The following is an 18,051-nucleotide window of genomic DNA, read 5'->3' on the forward strand; positions in this document are numbered from 1 at the left end:
TAATTAATTGCATTAATTTCAATCAACTAATCAGGAATGATACCCATGTTTAAACGATCTCTGCTGGCGCTTACTGTAATGGCGGCCTTGTCTGGTTGTTCACTGGATGGCGATGATGGTGCACAAGGCGCAACAGGCCCTGCTGGCCAAGCTGGTGCGCCAGGCCAAGCAGGCGCAGTAGGCCAACCTGGCAAAAACTTACCCCGTGACTTAAACGTTGAAGTGGTAGGCCGCTTTAACACTGGCATTTATGGTAAGTCCGCCGCTGAGATTGTGCAGTTCCACAAAACCTCTAACTCAGCGTTTGCCATTAACTCAGCAGAGAACCAAATTGACGTTATTTCTCTGGCAAATTTACCCGTAGCTGCGGTAGGTAATGGCGTAACAGACAACAGTTTAACCTCAGTTCCTTTTACTTTTCCTGCAAACGTAAGCGTTAAAGACGCGAACGGTGCTGATATCACTGTCACGTTAGGCGAAGCCAATTCCATTGCTATTTATGGTGATATGTTGGCCATTGCGGTGGCAGCACCGGTAAAAACCGACAATGGCGCTGTATTGTTTTATAGCTTAAGTGCTACCGGAGTTGGCAGCTTTATTAAAGCGGTGGCAGCAGGTGCGTTACCCGATATGCTGACGTTTACTCCTGATGGTAGCAAAGTGTTGGTTGCCAACGAAGGCGAACCGGATACGGATTATCTGGTTGATCCGGAAGGCTCAATATCGGTTATTAGCTTGGTAAACGGTGTGCCTGCAGATACTGCTGAAACCATCAATATGACCAGCGATATGGTGTTTAGCTCAGATTTACTTAAAGCCGCTGACTACAACACCGACGCCAAGCGCAAGGCATTATTGCAAACTGCCGGCGTTAAGTTTGCCGGCCCGGATGGCATGACGGTGGCGCAAGAGTTAGAACCGGAATACATCACGGTGGCTGCCAACGGTAAAACCGCTTATGTGTCGCTACAAGAAAGTAATGCTATTGGGATTATTAATCTTGAAGATATGAGCATAGAAATAAAAGCCCTGGGTTTTAAAGATTGGTCACAATACGGCATCGACTATACCAATGAAGATGAAGTGGCGTCATTCCAGCACTTACCTAACGTGTATGGCATGTATCAACCAGATACCATTGCCTCATATCAATGGAACGGCGCAACATTCATCGTATCTGCTAACGAGGGTGACTCTCGTGACTGGGATGCTTATTCCGAGGATATCCGTGTTAAAGACATTATTGACGTAGATGAGCTAAATAAAACCTTTAGCACTGAGTTACAGGCTTTATATGACGCTACCGGCGGAGACGACGGTTTAGGCCGGTTAAAGGTTACCGCCGCTTTAGTAGACCCGGACGACGATGGTGTAGTGGATAAACTCTACGCTTATGGCGCGCGTTCGTTCTCTATTTGGGATCAGAACATCAACATGGTTTACGACTCAGGTGATGACTTTGGCCGTATCTCAGCAGCAGTATTAGGCAATAACTTTAATAGTGCACACACTGAAAACAAAGGTGATAACCGTTCTGATGACAAAGGCGGCGAGCCTGAAGCGGTTGATGTAGGTGCTATCGAAGGCCGTACTTATGCCTTTATCGCCCAAGAACGCTCTGGTGACTTGTTTATCTACGACGTAACGAACCCGTTTCAAACGGCTTTTGTCAGCCACTATAACAACCGTGACTTTAGCACCAACTTTGAACTGGATGATGACCTGGACAACCCATGTGATGTAGCAGAAGGGATGGATTGTACAGAAGTCCCCATGTCGGGTGACCTTGGCCCGGAAAGCGTGAAGTTTGTTGCGGCAGAGCATAGCCCTAACGGCAACCCACTATTGATTGTAGGTAACGAAGTCAGTGGTAGCGTAACGGTATATCAGATAACAGAAAAATAAGCTGTTGGCAGCAACAAAACAGGCCGCAATTGCGGCCTGTTTTTTGTTAAAAAAGACTACACCTTAAACTTACTGACTAAGGTATTTAGCTGTATTGCTAAGCGTGACAATTCCGTTGCGCTGGCTGTAGTTTGGTTTGAACCCTCTGCCGTTTGTGCGGCTAAATCGCTTATGGTAACAATATTGCGGTCAATTTCCCGCGCCACTTTCGACTGCTCTTCTGCCGCACCCGCAATAACGTGATTCTGATCACTGATCGCCATAATATTTTCGGTAATAAGCTCCAGTGCATCAGCCGCCGATTTCGCCACACTTTGTGCGTTGTCAGCATTACCACTAATTAACTGCATAGCCCCAACAGCTTCTTTGGCTGACGCCTGCACCTGCTGAATCATTTGCTCTATTTCACCGGTTGAGGTTTGTGTGCGATGCGCCAAACTGCGCACTTCGTCTGCTACTACCGCAAAGCCACGCCCGGCTTCACCGGCCCGGGCCGCTTCAATGGCCGCATTCAGTGCCAACAAGTTAGTTTGCTCAGCTACGCTGCGAATAACCTCCAACACCTGATTAATTGACGATACCTTGTCTGCCAAGGTATTAATAACGCCAGTACTCTGGCGCACATCCGCATTCATTTTTTCAATAACTTTACTGGTTTGCGATACTTTCTGCGTACCATCTTTGGCCAAACTGGCTGATTGCGAAGATGCTTCTGACGTTTTTAGTGCCGTGCCTGCAACTTCGTCTACAGCAGAGCTCATTTCTGTAATGGCTGTTGCGGCCTGCTGTACTTCATCATTTTGCAATTGTAATGCTTTGGCAGATTCGTCTGTAACCACATTAAGCTGTTCTGCAGCAGAGGCTAATTGGCTAGACGAACTTGAAATATGGCTGATGGCATCGCGTAACTTCTTCTGCATTTGCACCAACGCAGTAGATAACTGTGTTAGTTCATCATTGCCTTCAGTGGTTAGTGGTTGGGTAAGATCGCCATCGGCAATATATTGTGCCGACATTACAGCTTGGGAAAGTGGCTGGCTGATGCTACGGGCAATAACCGTCGCGATAAGCAGTGCAATTACAACTGCAATGACAATCAATACAATAACCGCAAGTTTTGCCGAGCTGTATGTCGCTATAGATTCGGTGCGCGCATCTGCAGCAGCCTTGTTATTTAGATCGCTCAGCTCCAACAAGTAGCTTGTCATCTGTGCACTAATAGGGTTAATTTTATCCAGCAAATCTGTTGCAGCACCCACTTCGTCGGCCTGCAAAAGCTTAATAGCCTCTTCTTGCAGCTGATAGTACTCTAGCTTCTTCGACGTAAATTGCTCAAATAGCTTACGTTCAGCATCAAGCAAAATAGTGTCGGCATATACTTCGGCACTGCTATCAAGCTGCTTCCTCAAATCATCAATTTGCTGAATTGTTGGCCCTTCCTGAGTAATATCCAATGTCAGCAGTAAACGCAGTGTCAGCACCCGGATACGCGTAATACTGAGGTTAACATCCCCCAATTTACTGATGGCAGGTAACAGGTTGCCTTCAATTAAATCTGCCCGCTGCCTGATTTCTGACATACTCTGCAGACTGAACAAGCCGGTGGCTGCCAATAGCAGCGCCAAAGCACCAAATGCCAGCAACAAACGTTTTTGGATTGAAATCAGCCTTAACATTCTATCTCCTCAACAGCCTAAAAGCCTTGGTAGTTATACAGCGTCACTTCTAATGGACCACGATACAACAGCTAACGTGTGGCAACAAATAAAAATCTTTATTCAACTTTAGCTAGAGCTGCTCTAACCTGCCAGTTTTACTACGTTTTTCTTTAATTAAAGTTTTCCGTGAATAAAAAAGGCCGCAATAGCGGCCTGTTTCATTCATGGCAAAGACTACAGCTGAGGGCCAGCTGCGACTAATGCCTTACCTTCGTCATTGTCCGTAAACTTAACAAAATTGTCGACGAAGCGTTTTGCCAGATCTTGTGCTTTAACATCCCAATCTGTCAGATTTGCATAAGTATTTCGCGGGTCTAATATCGACACATCGTCTACACCGTTCAAGGCTGATGGCATTGCCAGGTTAAAGTATGGCAACTGTACAAATTCAGCATTCTCAATGCTGCCATCTAAAATGGCATCAATAATAGCGCGGGTTGCTTTAATAGAAATACGTTTACCTGTGCCGTTCCAACCGGTGTTCACCAAATAGGCTTCTGCACCCGAGGCTTCCATACGCTTGCCAAGTACTTCAGCATACTTAGTTGGGTGCAAACTTAAGAACGCAGCACCAAAACAGCTGGAAAAGGTCGGGGTAGGTTCGGTAATACCACGCTCTGTGCCTGCTAACTTTGCAGTAAAACCTGACAGAAAATGATATTTAGCCTGTTCTTTGGTTAACTTTGATACCGGCGGCAATACACCAAACGCATCAGCCGTTAAGAAGATCACCTTTTTAGCATGACCCGCTTTAGATACAGGCGTAACAATGTTATCGATGTGATAAATTGGGTATGACACACGGGTGTTTTCGGTTTTAGACCCATCATTGAAGTCAATTTCACCATCTGCCAGCACCGTCACATTTTCCAGCAATGCATCTTTGCGAATTGCCTGATAAATATCGGGTTCATTTTCTTCAGACAGATTAATGGTTTTCGCGTAGCAACCACCTTCAAAGTTAAACACCCCGTCGTCATCCCAGCCGTGTTCATCATCACCAATTAACTGACGCTTTGGATCGGTCGATAAAGTGGTTTTACCGGTACCCGACAAACCAAAGAATACAGCGACATCGCCCGCTTCACCAACGTTGGCTGAACAGTGCATAGACGCAATACCCTGCAGTGGTAAAAAGTAGTTCATCATTGAGAACATACCTTTTTTCATCTCACCGCCATACCAGGTACCACCAATTAACTGAATACGCTCGGTGAGGTTAAATGCAACGAAGTTTTCTGAATTTAAACCATGTTGTTGCCAATTGGTATTGGTACACTTGGCGCCGTTCATTACGATGAAATCAGGTTGGTAAGTTTCCAGCTCTGCATCCGTTGGGCGAATAAACATGTTTTTAACGAAATGCGCCTGCCAGGCTACTTCAGTAATAAAACGCACCGCCAGCCGGCTATCAGCGTTGGCACCGCAGTATGTGTCAACAACAAACAAACGTTTACCTGAAAGCTGCTGTGTTACCAAAGCTTTAAGGTCTACCCAAACTTCTGGCGTAATGGCTTTGTTGTCGTTTTTACCTTGATCAGACCACCACACGGTGTCGCGGGTAGTGTCATCGCGGACAATATATTTGTCTTTCGGCGAGCGGCCAGTAAAGATACCGGTATCGACTGAAACCGCGCCCAGTTTGGTCAGTTTGCCTTGTTCATAACCTTGTAAATCAGCACGGGTTTCTTCCGCAAACAACTGATCATACGAAGGGTTATAAATAATTTCCGTGACATCTGTGATGCCGTATTGGCTCAGATCCAGATCGGACATGATGTAACTCCTAAGGGTACTGTAGGTAAGGGTGCAGTCTCTGGCGGACTTAATTTCATGGTGTTTTTGTCAGAATTTTTTGTTTTTCTGCGCAAAAACCCGGCGGCATGATAGCTTTTTTTCTCGCTAAAAGATAGTTAGCGATTTGCCTGATTTGGCTAAAAACCGCGTCAGCTCTGGCATCTGGCAACGCTATGCAGTTTTTTTAGATAGTTATGCTTATTTTGTTGCCGTAGCTAAAACCTTTCAGTGCTAGGCTGAAAGGTCACGCTCTGTTGGTCGTGATTTTACTAAATCGGACCAAGGAATGCTGGCCTTACCCATTACCATAAAGTCCGGGTTGGCTAAGGTGGTGCGTTGATTATAGCTAAGCGCGGTAAATTCGCTGTCTAAAATTTTGCCACCTGCTTCTTCTACAATCACATGTACGGCGCCGGTATCCCATTCGCCGGTTGGTCCTAAACGCAAGTAGCAATCTGCTTTGCCTTCGGCAACCAGACAACTTTTTAAGGAGCAACTGCCCAGCGCAATGTATTCCACCTTCTCAGCGTGCTGCATTAAATCGATAATGGGTTGCAAGGGTTGGCGACGGCTTATGGCTATTTTTAAAATATTACCTGCCTGATGCGTATTTACATGGATGCGGTTAATCAGGTTATGCTGCTGTTTAAAAGCGCCATTACCGCGACTGGCGTAATACATTACATCTTCTTTGGGCCAATAAATTACCCCCAGTGCAGGCCAGCCCCGCTCAACTAAGGCAATACTTACCGCAAAGTCACCACTTCTGGCAACAAACTCCTGCGTACCATCCATGGGGTCAATTAACCAGTACCGCGGCCAGTTTTGACGTTGCGCCAGCGGCACTTGATAAGACTCTTCTGAAATGATCGGTATATCGGCGGCAATTGTCGACAGTCGGTCGATAATTATACTGTTAGCTGCAAGATCGGCGCTGGTTACCGGGCTAGCATCAGCTTTTTGCTGTTGCTGAAAATCGCCGGTTTGATACAGTCGCCATAACTCTGCTCCAGCCTCACGGGCCGCCAATTTAACAGGGTCAAGCAGTCTGCTTAAAAACATCTGGGTTCGCTTCCAAATATTGCTGCGCTAAAAACAGGGCGGCGACACTTCTGGCCTCAGTAAAATCTTCCTGCTGTAACAGAGACTGACTTTGCTGACGCGACCAACTTACAAGTTCAAGCGGTTCCGGCTCGTCGCCTGCCAAGCTTTCTGCATATAAATCAAGGGCCAGAACTATATGCATTGTAGCATTAAAATAGCCTGGAGCTAATGCCAGTGATTTAAGTTGTATAAATCGACGCGCACCAAAGCCAATTTCTTCTTTTAATTCTCGGTTAGCAGCAGCAATAGCATCTTCACCCGGATCAATTAAGCCTTTGGGGAAACCTAATTGATAATCATGGGTGCCAGCGCAGTATTCACGCACTAAGTAAAAATGCTCATCATCCGGGCAAGCGATAATCATCACAGCACCACGGCCACCACCACGCATGCGTTCATAGGTTCGCTGTACCCCATTACTGAACTGCAATTCCAGTTGTTCTATTTTAAACAGACGACTTTGTGCCACGATGTCAGCACTTAATATTTCCGGCTTTTGCTTGTTGTTAGGTTTATCATCCTGCCGCTGCGTCATGCTGCTACCTCTGATACAATCCAAGACTGTTACTATAAAACGATTAACAGGAAAAACCTATGCTGAACTGGGCTGAAATTGATACTGTGCTACTGGATATGGACGGTACTTTACTGGACTTGCACTTTGATAATTATTTTTGGCTACAGCATTTACCAAAGCGCTGGGCCGAAATTAGCGGTATTAGTATTAATGAAGCACAGACGCAGTTAAAAGCAGAATACGCCGAATTGACCGGCAAGCTGGAATGGTATTGTCTGGATTATTGGGGTAAACGTTTACTGCTACCCATTACTGAATTAAAACGTGAAGTAATGCATAAAATTGCCATGCGCGCAGACGTTCCTGATTTTCTTACCGCTTTAAAACAAAGTGGCCGGCAAATAGTACTTGTCACCAATGCCCACCCAGACAGCTTGTCTTTAAAAATTGAACGTACCGAACTTGCCAACTACATTGACACGTTAATTTCAACCCACGAATTTGGTGTAACCAAAGAAAACCAGGATTTGTGGAAAAAGCTACAGCAGCGGCTCGGATTTAACGCTGAACGCACGCTTTTTGTCGATGACAGCTTGCCTATATTAACTGCAGCACAGGATTACGGCATTAAACACTTACTGGCTGTAGCAAACCCGGACAGCCAGCAATTAAGCCGGCAAATCACCGAGTTTCCAGCGATTACCGACTACAGTGTACTACTGGATGATATACGCAAAGCGAACCATTTAGCCGATTAAAGTTTAATCGCGTAACGGCCCTGCTCATCAGGCCTGCCAAGGAATTGCATCGCCTGATGTACTTCTTTTGGCATGCTGGCATCTGGTTTCAATGTGCCGTTCACCAAAAGCTGCTCAGCGTTAATCACGGCTTTGATATCTAAACCCAGTAAATTGTTGCCATCCGTTGTCAAGGTAACGGTGCCATTATCACAACTTAACTGGGCAAATAGACTTTGCAGCTCAAGCCAGGTTGCGGTTGGGGTTTGTAATCGGGCGTTTTGCCAGCTTGCGCTGCCAGCCAACTGCTGACACCAGGGTTGGCCTTGACTAAAGCGCTCTACATCCAGCACCAGTTCACCTGTGGCATCTACCGGTAAAGGCAGCGACAGCATAGGGAGAATTTGACTAACGGGTAATTTTAAAAAGGTACTTTGTAACCCCATGCCGCCAATACCATAACTGGCTTTGCCTTTTAAATACGGCTGAGTTGCATTTTGCACACTGCCACTGAGTACATCAAATTGAAATTTACCGGTGAATAATTGCCAGCCATTCAACTGCCAACTTAGTGTGTCAAACTGCAATTGCTCGTAACGCACGCCAGCAACATTGCCTTGCCACAAAGTACCTGAAACACTACCCAGCTGCAGCTTGGGTGGCAAGGTAGCCAGCTTTAACCACCAGCTGGCAGGTGTTAGCAACAGGCTAAACAGCAAATAGCTCACAACTCCGATAATAATAAGTTTTAACTTTGACATACCGCCTGCTTACTCCACTACCATACGACGCACCCGCACGATGCCTGGATCATCTGCCGTTGCTATATCTAGATTCTGCAATTTCACACCATGCTGATACTGTAGCGCATGTAACCAGCCCAACAACTGGTCAAAGCGCATGTCGTCCAGCACCAAGGTTAGCTGTTCATTCTGCGGCTGCATCCGGCTTACATTTATACCAAAGTTACGCGCACTGGTGCTTACCACCTGAGACAAACTTCCACTGCGCTGTATTGTTGCACTACCAGCAGCCTGTAACTGAGGTAACGCCTGCTGCAACAGGCTAAGCTGGCGCTGAGCAAGCTGGACGTTCTGCTGCTGTGTCACTTTTGACTGATGCAACGGCTGCCAAATCAACCAATAAAACATACCAATAGTCACCACCGCTGCGGCTATGGCAACCAACTGTTGCTCACGCTGCTGTAAACCGGACCACCAGCTTATAATTTGTTGTTTCATACTTTGCCCCGCATAGCGACACTACCCTGCACTTTGCCGCCATCATTACTAAGCGCACCCTGGTCAACGCTAAACCCAGCGGATTCCAACGCGTTTTTCAGTTTTTCAAAACTTTGAAAGCCATCGGCCTTAGCCTGAAAGCGCAATTCTGAACGCTTGCCATCATAGCGCAAGCTTTCCAGACTGACGTCAGGTACTGTCGCTAGCTGTTGTTGTAAGCTTTGTAACAACAGCAAAAACCCCTGCTCATCATCGCCACCTGCCGCTGCCAGTTTCTGTTGCAATTGCAGCTTTAAATTGACAATACGCTCATTAGGAAATGCTTGCTGATATACCGCTAAACTTTGCTGTTGCAAGGCGTCACTTTGTTTACTCAGTTGCCAGTTGCCTAAGCCAAGCTGTAATAAATATACGCCAAAACATACACCCGCTATTGCCGCTGTGCTACGCCACATTTGCGTTTGTGTACTAACCTGACGTTTAGGTTTGTACTCACCTTGTAGCATGTTGAAATCATTGTGTGGTAGTTGGCTGGACAGCAGTGCCAAGGGTAATTCAGGCTCTGCCAACTGATGGCTTTGCATCAGCTCTTCTGGCCAAGGGCTGTAACTGGTTAGTACCGGCAGCGCGGCGAGCTGTAAATAATCACCCCACCAACTGGCTTCAATGGCGGATACCTGCCAGCTACTTTGTTTAATCAACCACTGGTCTTGCAATTGAATACAGGCTGGCAGCTGCTGTTCTGGTAACAATAAGGCGTCAGGTATCATGCGGCTAACGCTAAAACCTGCGTCCTTTAACCATGTCAGCCAGTTTTCCAGGCGTTGCTGCTGGCATACTGCAACCTGCTGACGGTAATGCCCATCGTGCAATTCAACCTTACCCAAGGCCAAAAACAAATGCTCAATGTCTTCAGCCTGATCTTCCTCGAGCATATAGGGTAATGCCTGCAGCAGTTGCCGGTTTGGCTTAGCGGGCAAATTAACCAACTTCAACACAACGTCGGACGCCGGCACCAAGGCGACAACCGGCCGCTTACCCAGCCTATCAGCAAGCTCAGCTAACTGCTCAGCGCCTGACAACTCGCCACTGGCGATGATTTCCTGATTATGGCTGGCCCACACTAGCCAGCTAATACTTTGCTCTGCCCGGCTACCTAACCGGATCACCAATTGCTCACTCACCCCTGGCCTCCAAATCGCCGCGCCAATACGCTAACCTGATTATTATCATTTATTTTAAGTACCGACGTTAATATGAAACCACTTTCCAGATAAGCCGCGGTGGCCGTAAGTTGAAAACTGTCAGATTTTACTGTCAGCATGTTTTTTACATCGTCCTCAACCGTCATTCCTGCTAGTGCTGGTAAAGCAAACAGCTCATCGACTGTCCCAAATCCTTGCTCTGGTCTATCCGCTATAATCTCTTGCGCACTTTGCTCTGTAAGTTCAGGAATTAACGCCGCCAACAATACCGCGGTATCTGCCGTTAAGGTATTAACATTAAGCAACAACTGACCGTCCTCCGGCACAACGCAAACAAAAGGCAGCAATAACTGATAATCTGCCGGCGTCATATCCAGGATAACCCGTAACTCCGACACACTGGCCATTAAACCGTTGGCACTATAGTACGGAAATAACAACGAGGCATAGTCGTCTTCTTCAGCACTACCTGCACCACTTAGCAAGCTGTCTTCATCCAACCAATCACCAATGCGTGATGTGAGATACTCAGCGGGCATGGTCAATTCACCGGCTTTTAACTCCAATAACCGTTGAAACGCTTTTTGCGCCGCACTTTGCTCTGCCCGACCACCATTATCTGGCGCGGTATTTTGCAGCGCATTAATATTAAAGCAGCTACGTAAATCACGGATGTCGCCAGCAATAGTGCCGTTTTCAACCGGGAATGTTGCACCTTCTAATGCCCAGTCCTGCGACAAATTAACCGTTTCCTGCCCAGCCAGAGCACGGGCTAATAATACCCGGGCAAATTGCTCTGCGCCCATGGCATACCAAAATGCTTGCTGCTGCTGCTGCACATTTTGCTGACGCTGCAACTGCAATTGCAAACGCCCCGTCATACTGACTGCAATCACTACAATGATGGCTATCACCATCAACACAGCGACTAGCGCCACGCCACGCTGACGACAAGGCATTATCGGCCCCCCGTATTTGCTACTGCGCCATCAGGCAATATAAATACCCGCTCTAACCGACCAAGGTACTCATCGGTTAGGGTAATACGCACCGCTTTGGGGAAGTTGCTGTCTTGCCAGCGTTCCAACCATTCTTCGCCTTTTAAGTACTGTATTTCAAAGCCTGTCAGGCCATTTAACAGCATTTGTACTTTAGGCTCAGTGCCAGTTACGGCATCAGGATATAAAGTAAAGAGCCGCTGCAAATTACCCTCTTGTAAGCGGTAAGCGACGGTCTGAATTTCACTACGCGGCAAAATCATCCCCGGGTTGCGCCACCCCTGACGCGTAAAGCTCACACCGTGATCTTCACTTTCCAACAAAAACTTTTCACCATATAAGCGAAACTTAGACGGTGCCTCACCGTCAATACGCACATGCCGAACACTTATCTGCATAAAATCACGTTCTAACATCAGCATCGATCTTTGCAACTGCACCAAACGCTCAGTCGCTTCTACCGACAAGGCGTCACTTTGGGTAACACTGCTAAGCACGGCTACCGAAGCCATACCCACCATGGCAAAAATAGCCGCCGCTAGCAGCATTTCAATAAAGGTAAAACCACGCTGCCGCTTAACCACTGGGTCGCCCTTTATAACTTTGCAGTTGGTATAGCACTTGTGTCGGCTGCTCAGCCAAACTTACGCTAATTTCGACAAGACGAAGATCGTCATCCGTCAGTTTGCTAATTTGTTGTTGCCAAATCCATTTGCGATTTGCCATTTCTACCTGGCCTTGCGATTTATCTTTGCCTGGCCATTCATCATCTATCATGGCCAGTTGCATTTGATTGGATGCAATGTAACTGGCTAAGGTTAATTCTTCTAACTGGGTTAAATGTCGAATATGGGCAGAGCTAGTTTGCATAATGGCCATGCCTGCAGTGGCAAATATCGCCAGCGCCACCAGTAACTCCAGTAAGGTAAATCCGCGTTGTTTCATGGCAATTGCTCTGCGGCCAAGGTGCGTGTTAACGGGATAGCAAACTCGGTACTTACACTACTGTACAGCGGCGTTAACTCCGACTTTTCGGTAAATAACAGCTGAAACGGGCTAATTTCACCCGAAGACAACACGAACACTTGAGGTAACACCGGGATTTCACTTTCCTCATCAGTTTCATCCTGGTCGTCCAGCACCCAATCTAGCTGGCTAAGTAAATTTGTGTCGGCACCGGGTAGCCCCTCTAATTCAAGCGAAATAGTGATATCTTCAGGCAATATATGCTGCTGTAAACCGCGCGGCTCTGTTGCTTCCAGCCACTTAGCATCGTTGTTACTGTAATACAAAAAGCCGTACCTATCCGGCATGACATACAGCCCCCACTCTTGCTGTTTTAGCATTGCCGTTTCTGCGGCAAAGTGAAACAACTGTTGGAACCGTGCAGCTTCGTCGTCAAGTCGCTCTTTACGCGACTCTCCGGCAAAGTTAATTACCACAACACTGGCAAGCAAACCAATTAATAGTATGACTAACATCAGCTCCAACAAGGTAAAGCCTAGTACTTGCTGACGTTGGACTTGCCGGGTATTCATTAACGGTTCGCGTTATCGTCTGTCGTTGTCCAGTTGCCAATATCGTCATCGCTGCCAGCAACCCGGTCAGGGCCCTTGCTTAAAATATCGATTTGGCCCAACTGACCCGGGCTCACCAGAATATAGTCTTCACCCCAAGGATCTTTTGGCAAGCGTTTGATAAAACCGCCCTCTGGAAAAATACGTGGCGTCGGCTGAGACGTTGGTGCAGTAACCAGAGCTGACAAACCCTGCTCTGTGGTAGGGTAAAAGCCATTACGTAGCTTATACATATCCAGAGTGCTTTCTAACTGCTGAATATCAACCATGGCTTTTTGCTGGTCAGCAACTTCTTTATTGCCTAGCAAATTAGGTACCACCATACTGGCAATAATGCCCAGTATGACAATGACCACCATGACTTCAAGTAAGGTAAAACCAGCGGATTTTTTCATGTTATCTTCCTATCATATTATTTAATGCAAGTATCGGCAGCAGGATGGACAGTACAATCATAAACACCATCGCAGCGAGGATAATTACTACTGCAGGTTTAAATATTTCCAACGATACAGTCATGGTCATTTCAAACTCACGGTCCAGTGTATTGGCCGCGCGTTCCAGCATGGTATCAAGCTGTCCGCTTTTCTCGCCGCTGGCAATCATATGCAGCATCATTGGCGGAAACAGCTTGGTTTGTTCTAAGGCATTTTTCAGCGATGTACCCTCGCGCACCCGCGCGGTTGCATCAGCAACGCTTTGCTTCATATAGGTATTATCTAACACGTCTGCACTAATACGCATGGCCTCTAACAGCGGTACACCACTGGCATTGAGTATGCTTAAGGTGCGGGCAAAGCGGGCAGTGTTAATGCTGGATACAATGCGTCCAATCACCTTCACCTTCAGCAAGCGTCTGTCATAGTTCAGTCTGATTTGTGGCCGCTGTAATAAACGTTTCCAACCAATTATGGCCAACGCAATGCCGACAACTAGCGCTAAGCCGTAACTTTGTACGAATTCGCTGGCGCCAATCATAAATCGGGTTAATGCGGGCAACTGCTGCCCCATGTATTCAAACTGCTCGGTAATTTTAGGCACCACAAACGACAGCAGAACCGCAATAATCGCTACCGCAACCACCACCATAACCACCGGGTAAATTGACGCCATCAGAATTTGATTACGCATATGCTGACGTTGCTCGGTGTAGTCCGCCAGCCGGTTTAACACCTGATCCAAATGCCCCGATTTTTCTCCCGCCGCCACCATGGAGCGAAACAGGTGATCAAACACATGCGGAAACTCAGCCAGGCCTTCAGCTAAGCTGTAGCCCTCAACCACTTTGGACCGCACTGTCATAACCATATTTTTCAGCCGGGGCTTGTCGCATTGCTCTGCTACCGCGAGCAAGGCGCTTTCTATTGGCAAAGCTGCTTCAACCAGCGTAGCTAACTGTCGGGTTAGTAATGCCAGCTCAGACGCCGATATTGACGCTTTAAACCACTGCTTACCGGAAGCGAGCATTTTTTCCTGCTGTGACGCCACCGCAACACTCACCGGTGTGAGTTTTTGTTCCCGCAGTAAAGCCCGGGCGTGGCGCGCATTGTCCGCTTCAAGCACCCCTTTACTGGATTTGCCTCTGGCGTCTAGTGCCTGATACTCAAACGCTGCCACTACAAGTCCTCACGCGTAACACGAAGTACTTCTTCCAGCGTGGTCTCGCCGTTTAGCACCTTACTAAAGCCGTCACTACGGATACTCGGGCTGTGTTGGCGCACGTACTTCTCAATCGCCTGCTCGCCTTTGCCATTATGGATAAGCTCACGAATGTGCTCATCAACCATTAATAATTCATGGATACCGGTGCGGCCACGGTAACCGGTTTGGTTGCAGTGCTCGCAGCCAACAGCACGATAAATGATAACGCCTTCTTTTTTCGCAACACCAAGCAGATTACGCTCTTCTTTATCTGGCTCGTGCGCCGCTTTACAATGTGGACATAACGTACGTACCAAGCGCTGCGCCAGCACGCCCAATAAACTGGACGACAGTAAAAACGCTTCCACACCCATATCTTCTAATCGGGTAATCGCGCCAGCGGCAGTATTGGTGTGTAACGTAGATAATACTAAGTGGCCGGTTAAACTGGCCTGTACGGCAATTTGTGCGGTTTCAAGATCGCGTATCTCGCCCACCATCACCACGTCCGGGTCTTGGCGTAATATGGCACGTAAACCACGGGCAAAGGTCATACTCACTTTGGTATTTACCTGGGTTTGGCCTATACCTTCCAGCTCGTATTCAATGGGGTCTTCAACGGTAAGAATATTGCGATCTTTGGTGTTAATTTCGGTTAAACCAGCATACAAGGTAGTACTTTTACCCGAACCGGTAGGGCCGGTAACCAAAATAATACCGTGTGGCTTTAATATCAGTTGTGAAAAGGCTTCCTGAACTGACCCGGTCATGCCTAAGTCGACCAGGTTAAGGTGCGAGTTGTTTTTGTCCAATAAGCGCAAAACAACGCGTTCGCCATGGCTTGACGGCATCGTCGACACCCTCACGTCCACAGCACGGCCAGCTATTCGCAAGCTAATACGACCATCCTGAGGTACCCGTTTTTCAGCAATATCCAGCTTGGCCATAACTTTAATACGTGATACCAGTAAGCTGGACAAACGCCGGTTCGGCCGCAGCACTTCCCGCAAGATCCCGTCTACCCGAAACCGCACAATCAAGGCTTTTTCAAAGGTTTCGACATGAATATCAGACGCACCCAGCTTTATAGCTTCACCCAACATAGCGTTAATAAGCTTAATAATGGGCGCGTCATCTTCGTTTTCCAGTAAGTCTTCGCTTTCCTGAATATCGTCTGCTAATGAAGCCAGATTAACTTCGTTACCAATATCTTCCATTAGCTGTTGTGCTTCAGACGAGTCGCGCTGGTAACTGGCTTCAAGCATGGCTTCAAATTCAACGGCCGACAACCGCGCTATCTGAAACGGCTCGGCCAACATCCGCCGCACCTCAAGCACCGCGGCGGGTGCCGTAGCAGTATGAATATATAACTGCCAGCCATGCGACTGTTGTTGCAGCAACACGCCGTGACGTTTCGCAAAACCAAAAGGCAAGCGGATACGGCTGCTAGCAGGCTTAACCTGTTCGGCTTCCAGCGCATCCATTAATCTTGCTTCCCTTCGTCAGTGCCAACCTCGGCCGGTTGTTGCTTGTTAATATACTCTTCGAAAGTAGGTGGTAATGACAGTGAGTCGTCCCATTCTGGCAATACAACCTGATCTGTCGTCGGCATTAAGCGAATACCTTCTTCCTGCCGTTTTAACTGCTCGGCACGAATATGGTTGTATTTGGTTTTTGAGATACCGGAAAGAGCCGAGCCTTCCTTCAATATTGTGGCTTTAATAAACACCATTAAATTGCGCTTTTGTTTAGTGACACTGGTCGATTTAAATAAATGCCCCAGGATTGGAATGTCACCCAAAAGTGGTACCTTAGACTCACTTTCCTGTACGTCTTCATCAATTAAGCCGCCCAGCACTACTGTGGCACCATCATCTACCATCACCGTGGTTTTTAATTCACGCTTGTTAATGGTGATATCCACCGCTGTCGCACCGCCAATGCTGGACACTTCCTGTTCGATGGTTAATTGCATCGCGGTGCCTTCGTTAATTTGCGGTGTTACTTTGAGCTTAATACCCACTTCCTGGCGCTGCACCTGCTGAAACGGGTTAGTGTTATTGGCACCAGTCGTAGAGCCGGTAATCACAGGCACTTCCTGACCTACCAAAAAGAACGCTTCCTGATTATCCATGGTAGTAATATGTGGCGTGGCCAGCACGTTGGAATTAGTACTGGTGCGCACTGCTTGTACAATGGCTGCCCAATCACCTTTGTAAAAACCGAGCATGGCGCCGTTTAACCCACTAAGCACTTGTGCCAATACTGAATAATCGCGGTTTGAGTCAGGTGTGGTATTGGTCACAGTAGTACCATCAATCACTGACACGTTTGTTGTTCCCTTAGTGATTTGTGAAGCTACCGCCGCACCACCGGCAACACTGATAATCGGTATGGTATTGCCATTGCTAAAATTAGTGCCGCCACCGTTGGCATTTAGCCACTGCACGCCAAAGTCGGTGCCGTCACCTTCAAATACCTCAACAATAATCGCTTCTACCAATACCTGGGCACGGCGAATATCCAGCTGACGCAGCACTTCTTCTAAAGAACGCATCATATCGGGTTGGGCGGTGATCACCAGCGAGTTGCTGTCAGCGTGCGCTTCAATACTAATAGCCCGGCCCTGATTAGCGGCAGCACCACGACCACCTTGAGCACCGGCCGCACCTGTAGCCCCTTGCACTTCAGCTACAATAGATTCACTAACGCCTTTTAATACCTGTACCAGTTCTTCGGCTTTGGCATACTTTAGATAAAACACCCGGGTATTGCCGCTGGTTTGCAGTTCCGAATCCAGCCGTTTTGCCAGTTCTATTACACGCTGACGGGCTTGTAACTCGCCGCTGACAATTACACTGTTAGTGCGATCATCGGCCACAATTCTTGGCACCAAAAAGTCGGGTTGGTCACCACGGCCCTGGCTTTTATAAATGCTTTCCAAAATACGCACAATTTCCGGCGCTGAAGCAAACTGTAATTTTACAATCTCCAGCTCCTGATCGCCGGCTTTGTCAACACGCTGAATAATATCCACTAAGCGGTTTACCACTGCCGCCGGGCCGGTCATCATAATCACATTAGACGGGTCATAGTGCACGACATGGCCACCACCAGCCTGGTTGCTAAACTGGCGCAGCAATGGCGCTAGCTCACGTACAGATACGTTGCGAACCTGTACCACCCGGGTCACCATTTCGTCACCCTGGCCCGGAGCTTCATCTGTTACAACCGGAATATTGCTGGTTTTGGCGTCTTTATTGCGCACTACTTTTAATATGCCATTTTCCATTTCAACCACGGCGAAGCTATACACTTCAAGCACGTTGAGAAAGAACTGGTAATACTGTTGCTCGTTGAGCATTTCATAGCTGCGTACGTTAATACGCCCACGTACCTGTGGGTCAACAATAATGGTTTTTTTCAGGTTCATACCAACAATATTGATAAACTCATTTATGTCGGTGCCTTTAAAATTCGGCGAATACATTACCTCTTCCTGCGCTACCACAGAGGCAGCGGGAATAATTGCGGTAAGTGCAGCGGCCACCAGCATACTGGCCAGTGAGCGGCGGGAGAAAAAAGAAGATTGCCCTGATTTCATTAGTGAA

17 protein-coding genes are annotated in these 18,051 nt (G+C 47.5%); 2 read left to right on the forward strand and 15 right to left on the reverse strand.

Going from position 1 to position 18,051, the window contains the following annotated elements:
- Positions 1-45: 45 nt before the first annotated feature.
- Positions 46-1,905, forward strand: a complete 1,860-nt coding sequence (locus tag ORJ00_RS12425; protein ID WP_305974072.1) for a choice-of-anchor I family protein — start codon at positions 46-48, stop codon at positions 1,903-1,905.
- Positions 1,906-1,961: 56 nt separating this feature from the next.
- On the opposite strand, the gene ORJ00_RS12430 is transcribed toward ORJ00_RS12425, so the two are convergent.
- The 4 genes from ORJ00_RS12430 to nudE form a co-directional block, all read right to left on the reverse strand.
- Positions 1,962-3,581: a methyl-accepting chemotaxis protein gene (locus ORJ00_RS12430; protein ID WP_306126605.1), complete on the reverse strand. Its 1,620-nt coding sequence runs from the start codon at positions 3,579-3,581 to the stop codon at positions 1,962-1,964.
- 216 nt (positions 3,582-3,797) lie between these two features.
- The gene (gene pckA / locus ORJ00_RS12435) at positions 3,798-5,399 is read right to left on the reverse strand and encodes a phosphoenolpyruvate carboxykinase (ATP) (RefSeq protein ID WP_027669346.1); all 1,602 of its coding nucleotides are present in this window, start codon (positions 5,397-5,399) and stop codon (positions 3,798-3,800) included.
- A gap of 252 nt (positions 5,400-5,651) precedes the next feature.
- A complete protein-coding gene (gene cysQ, locus ORJ00_RS12440; protein WP_305974070.1) occupies positions 5,652-6,482 on the reverse strand; it encodes a 3'(2'),5'-bisphosphate nucleotidase CysQ in 831 nt (276 codons plus the stop codon).
- Positions 6,460-7,059, reverse strand: a complete 600-nt coding sequence (nudE, locus tag ORJ00_RS12445) for an ADP compounds hydrolase NudE (protein ID WP_306126604.1) — start codon at positions 7,057-7,059, stop codon at positions 6,460-6,462. Before nudE ends, cysQ begins: the two co-directional genes overlap by 23 nt.
- Positions 7,060-7,118: 59 nt before the next feature.
- Here nudE and yrfG point away from each other — a divergent pair, with 59 nt between their 5' ends.
- Positions 7,119-7,799 carry a GMP/IMP nucleotidase gene (gene yrfG, locus ORJ00_RS12450; RefSeq protein ID WP_027669349.1) on the forward strand — a complete coding sequence of 227 codons (681 nt, stop codon included), beginning with the start codon at positions 7,119-7,121 and terminating at the stop codon, positions 7,797-7,799.
- Here yrfG and ORJ00_RS12455 read toward each other — a convergent pair.
- The 11 genes from ORJ00_RS12455 to gspD are packed head-to-tail and all read right to left on the reverse strand — an operon-like array spanning position 7,796 to position 18,044.
- Positions 7,796-8,539, reverse strand: a complete 744-nt coding sequence (locus tag ORJ00_RS12455; RefSeq protein ID WP_306126603.1) for a type II secretion system protein N — start codon at positions 8,537-8,539, stop codon at positions 7,796-7,798. The genes yrfG and ORJ00_RS12455 overlap by 4 nt on opposite strands.
- Positions 8,540-8,548: 9 nt before the next feature.
- Positions 8,549-9,019 (reverse strand): type II secretion system protein M, encoded by a 471-nt coding sequence (locus tag ORJ00_RS12460; protein WP_306126602.1) that lies wholly within the window; start codon positions 9,017-9,019, stop codon positions 8,549-8,551.
- Positions 9,016-10,203 (reverse strand): type II secretion system protein GspL, encoded by a 1,188-nt coding sequence (gspL, locus tag ORJ00_RS12465; protein WP_306126601.1) that lies wholly within the window; start codon positions 10,201-10,203, stop codon positions 9,016-9,018. Before gspL ends, ORJ00_RS12460 begins: the two co-directional genes overlap by 4 nt.
- The gene (gspK, locus tag ORJ00_RS12470; RefSeq protein ID WP_305974061.1) at positions 10,200-11,183 is read right to left on the reverse strand and encodes a type II secretion system minor pseudopilin GspK; all 984 of its coding nucleotides are present in this window, start codon (positions 11,181-11,183) and stop codon (positions 10,200-10,202) included. Before gspK ends, gspL begins: the two co-directional genes overlap by 4 nt.
- A complete protein-coding gene (gene gspJ, locus ORJ00_RS12475) occupies positions 11,183-11,806 on the reverse strand; it encodes a type II secretion system minor pseudopilin GspJ (RefSeq protein ID WP_306126600.1) in 624 nt (207 codons plus the stop codon). Before gspJ ends, gspK begins: the two co-directional genes overlap by 1 nt.
- Positions 11,799-12,167: a type II secretion system minor pseudopilin GspI gene (gene gspI, locus ORJ00_RS12480; RefSeq protein ID WP_027669354.1), complete on the reverse strand. Its 369-nt coding sequence runs from the start codon at positions 12,165-12,167 to the stop codon at positions 11,799-11,801. The genes gspJ and gspI overlap by 8 nt, the downstream gene beginning before the upstream one ends.
- Complete coding sequence (gene gspH / locus ORJ00_RS12485) at positions 12,164-12,760, reverse strand: type II secretion system minor pseudopilin GspH (protein ID WP_305974057.1); 597 nt, start codon at positions 12,758-12,760, stop codon at positions 12,164-12,166. Before gspH ends, gspI begins: the two co-directional genes overlap by 4 nt.
- The gene (gene gspG, locus ORJ00_RS12490) at positions 12,760-13,194 is read right to left on the reverse strand and encodes a type II secretion system major pseudopilin GspG (protein WP_027669356.1); all 435 of its coding nucleotides are present in this window, start codon (positions 13,192-13,194) and stop codon (positions 12,760-12,762) included. Before gspG ends, gspH begins: the two co-directional genes overlap by 1 nt.
- 1 nt (position 13,195) lies before the next feature.
- The gene (gene gspF, locus ORJ00_RS12495; protein ID WP_027669357.1) at positions 13,196-14,416 is read right to left on the reverse strand and encodes a type II secretion system inner membrane protein GspF; all 1,221 of its coding nucleotides are present in this window, start codon (positions 14,414-14,416) and stop codon (positions 13,196-13,198) included.
- Positions 14,416-15,924, reverse strand: coding sequence for a type II secretion system ATPase GspE (gene gspE, locus ORJ00_RS12500; RefSeq protein ID WP_306126599.1), 1,509 nt, complete (start codon positions 15,922-15,924; stop codon positions 14,416-14,418). The genes gspF and gspE overlap by 1 nt, the downstream gene beginning before the upstream one ends.
- Complete coding sequence (gene gspD / locus ORJ00_RS12505) at positions 15,924-18,044, reverse strand: type II secretion system secretin GspD (protein WP_306126598.1); 2,121 nt, start codon at positions 18,042-18,044, stop codon at positions 15,924-15,926. Before gspD ends, gspE begins: the two co-directional genes overlap by 1 nt.
- Positions 18,045-18,051: the final 7 nt, after the last annotated feature.

The organism is Rheinheimera baltica, assembly GCF_030731985.1.
GTDB classification, from domain to species: Bacteria; Pseudomonadota; Gammaproteobacteria; order Enterobacterales; family Alteromonadaceae; genus Alishewanella; species Alishewanella baltica.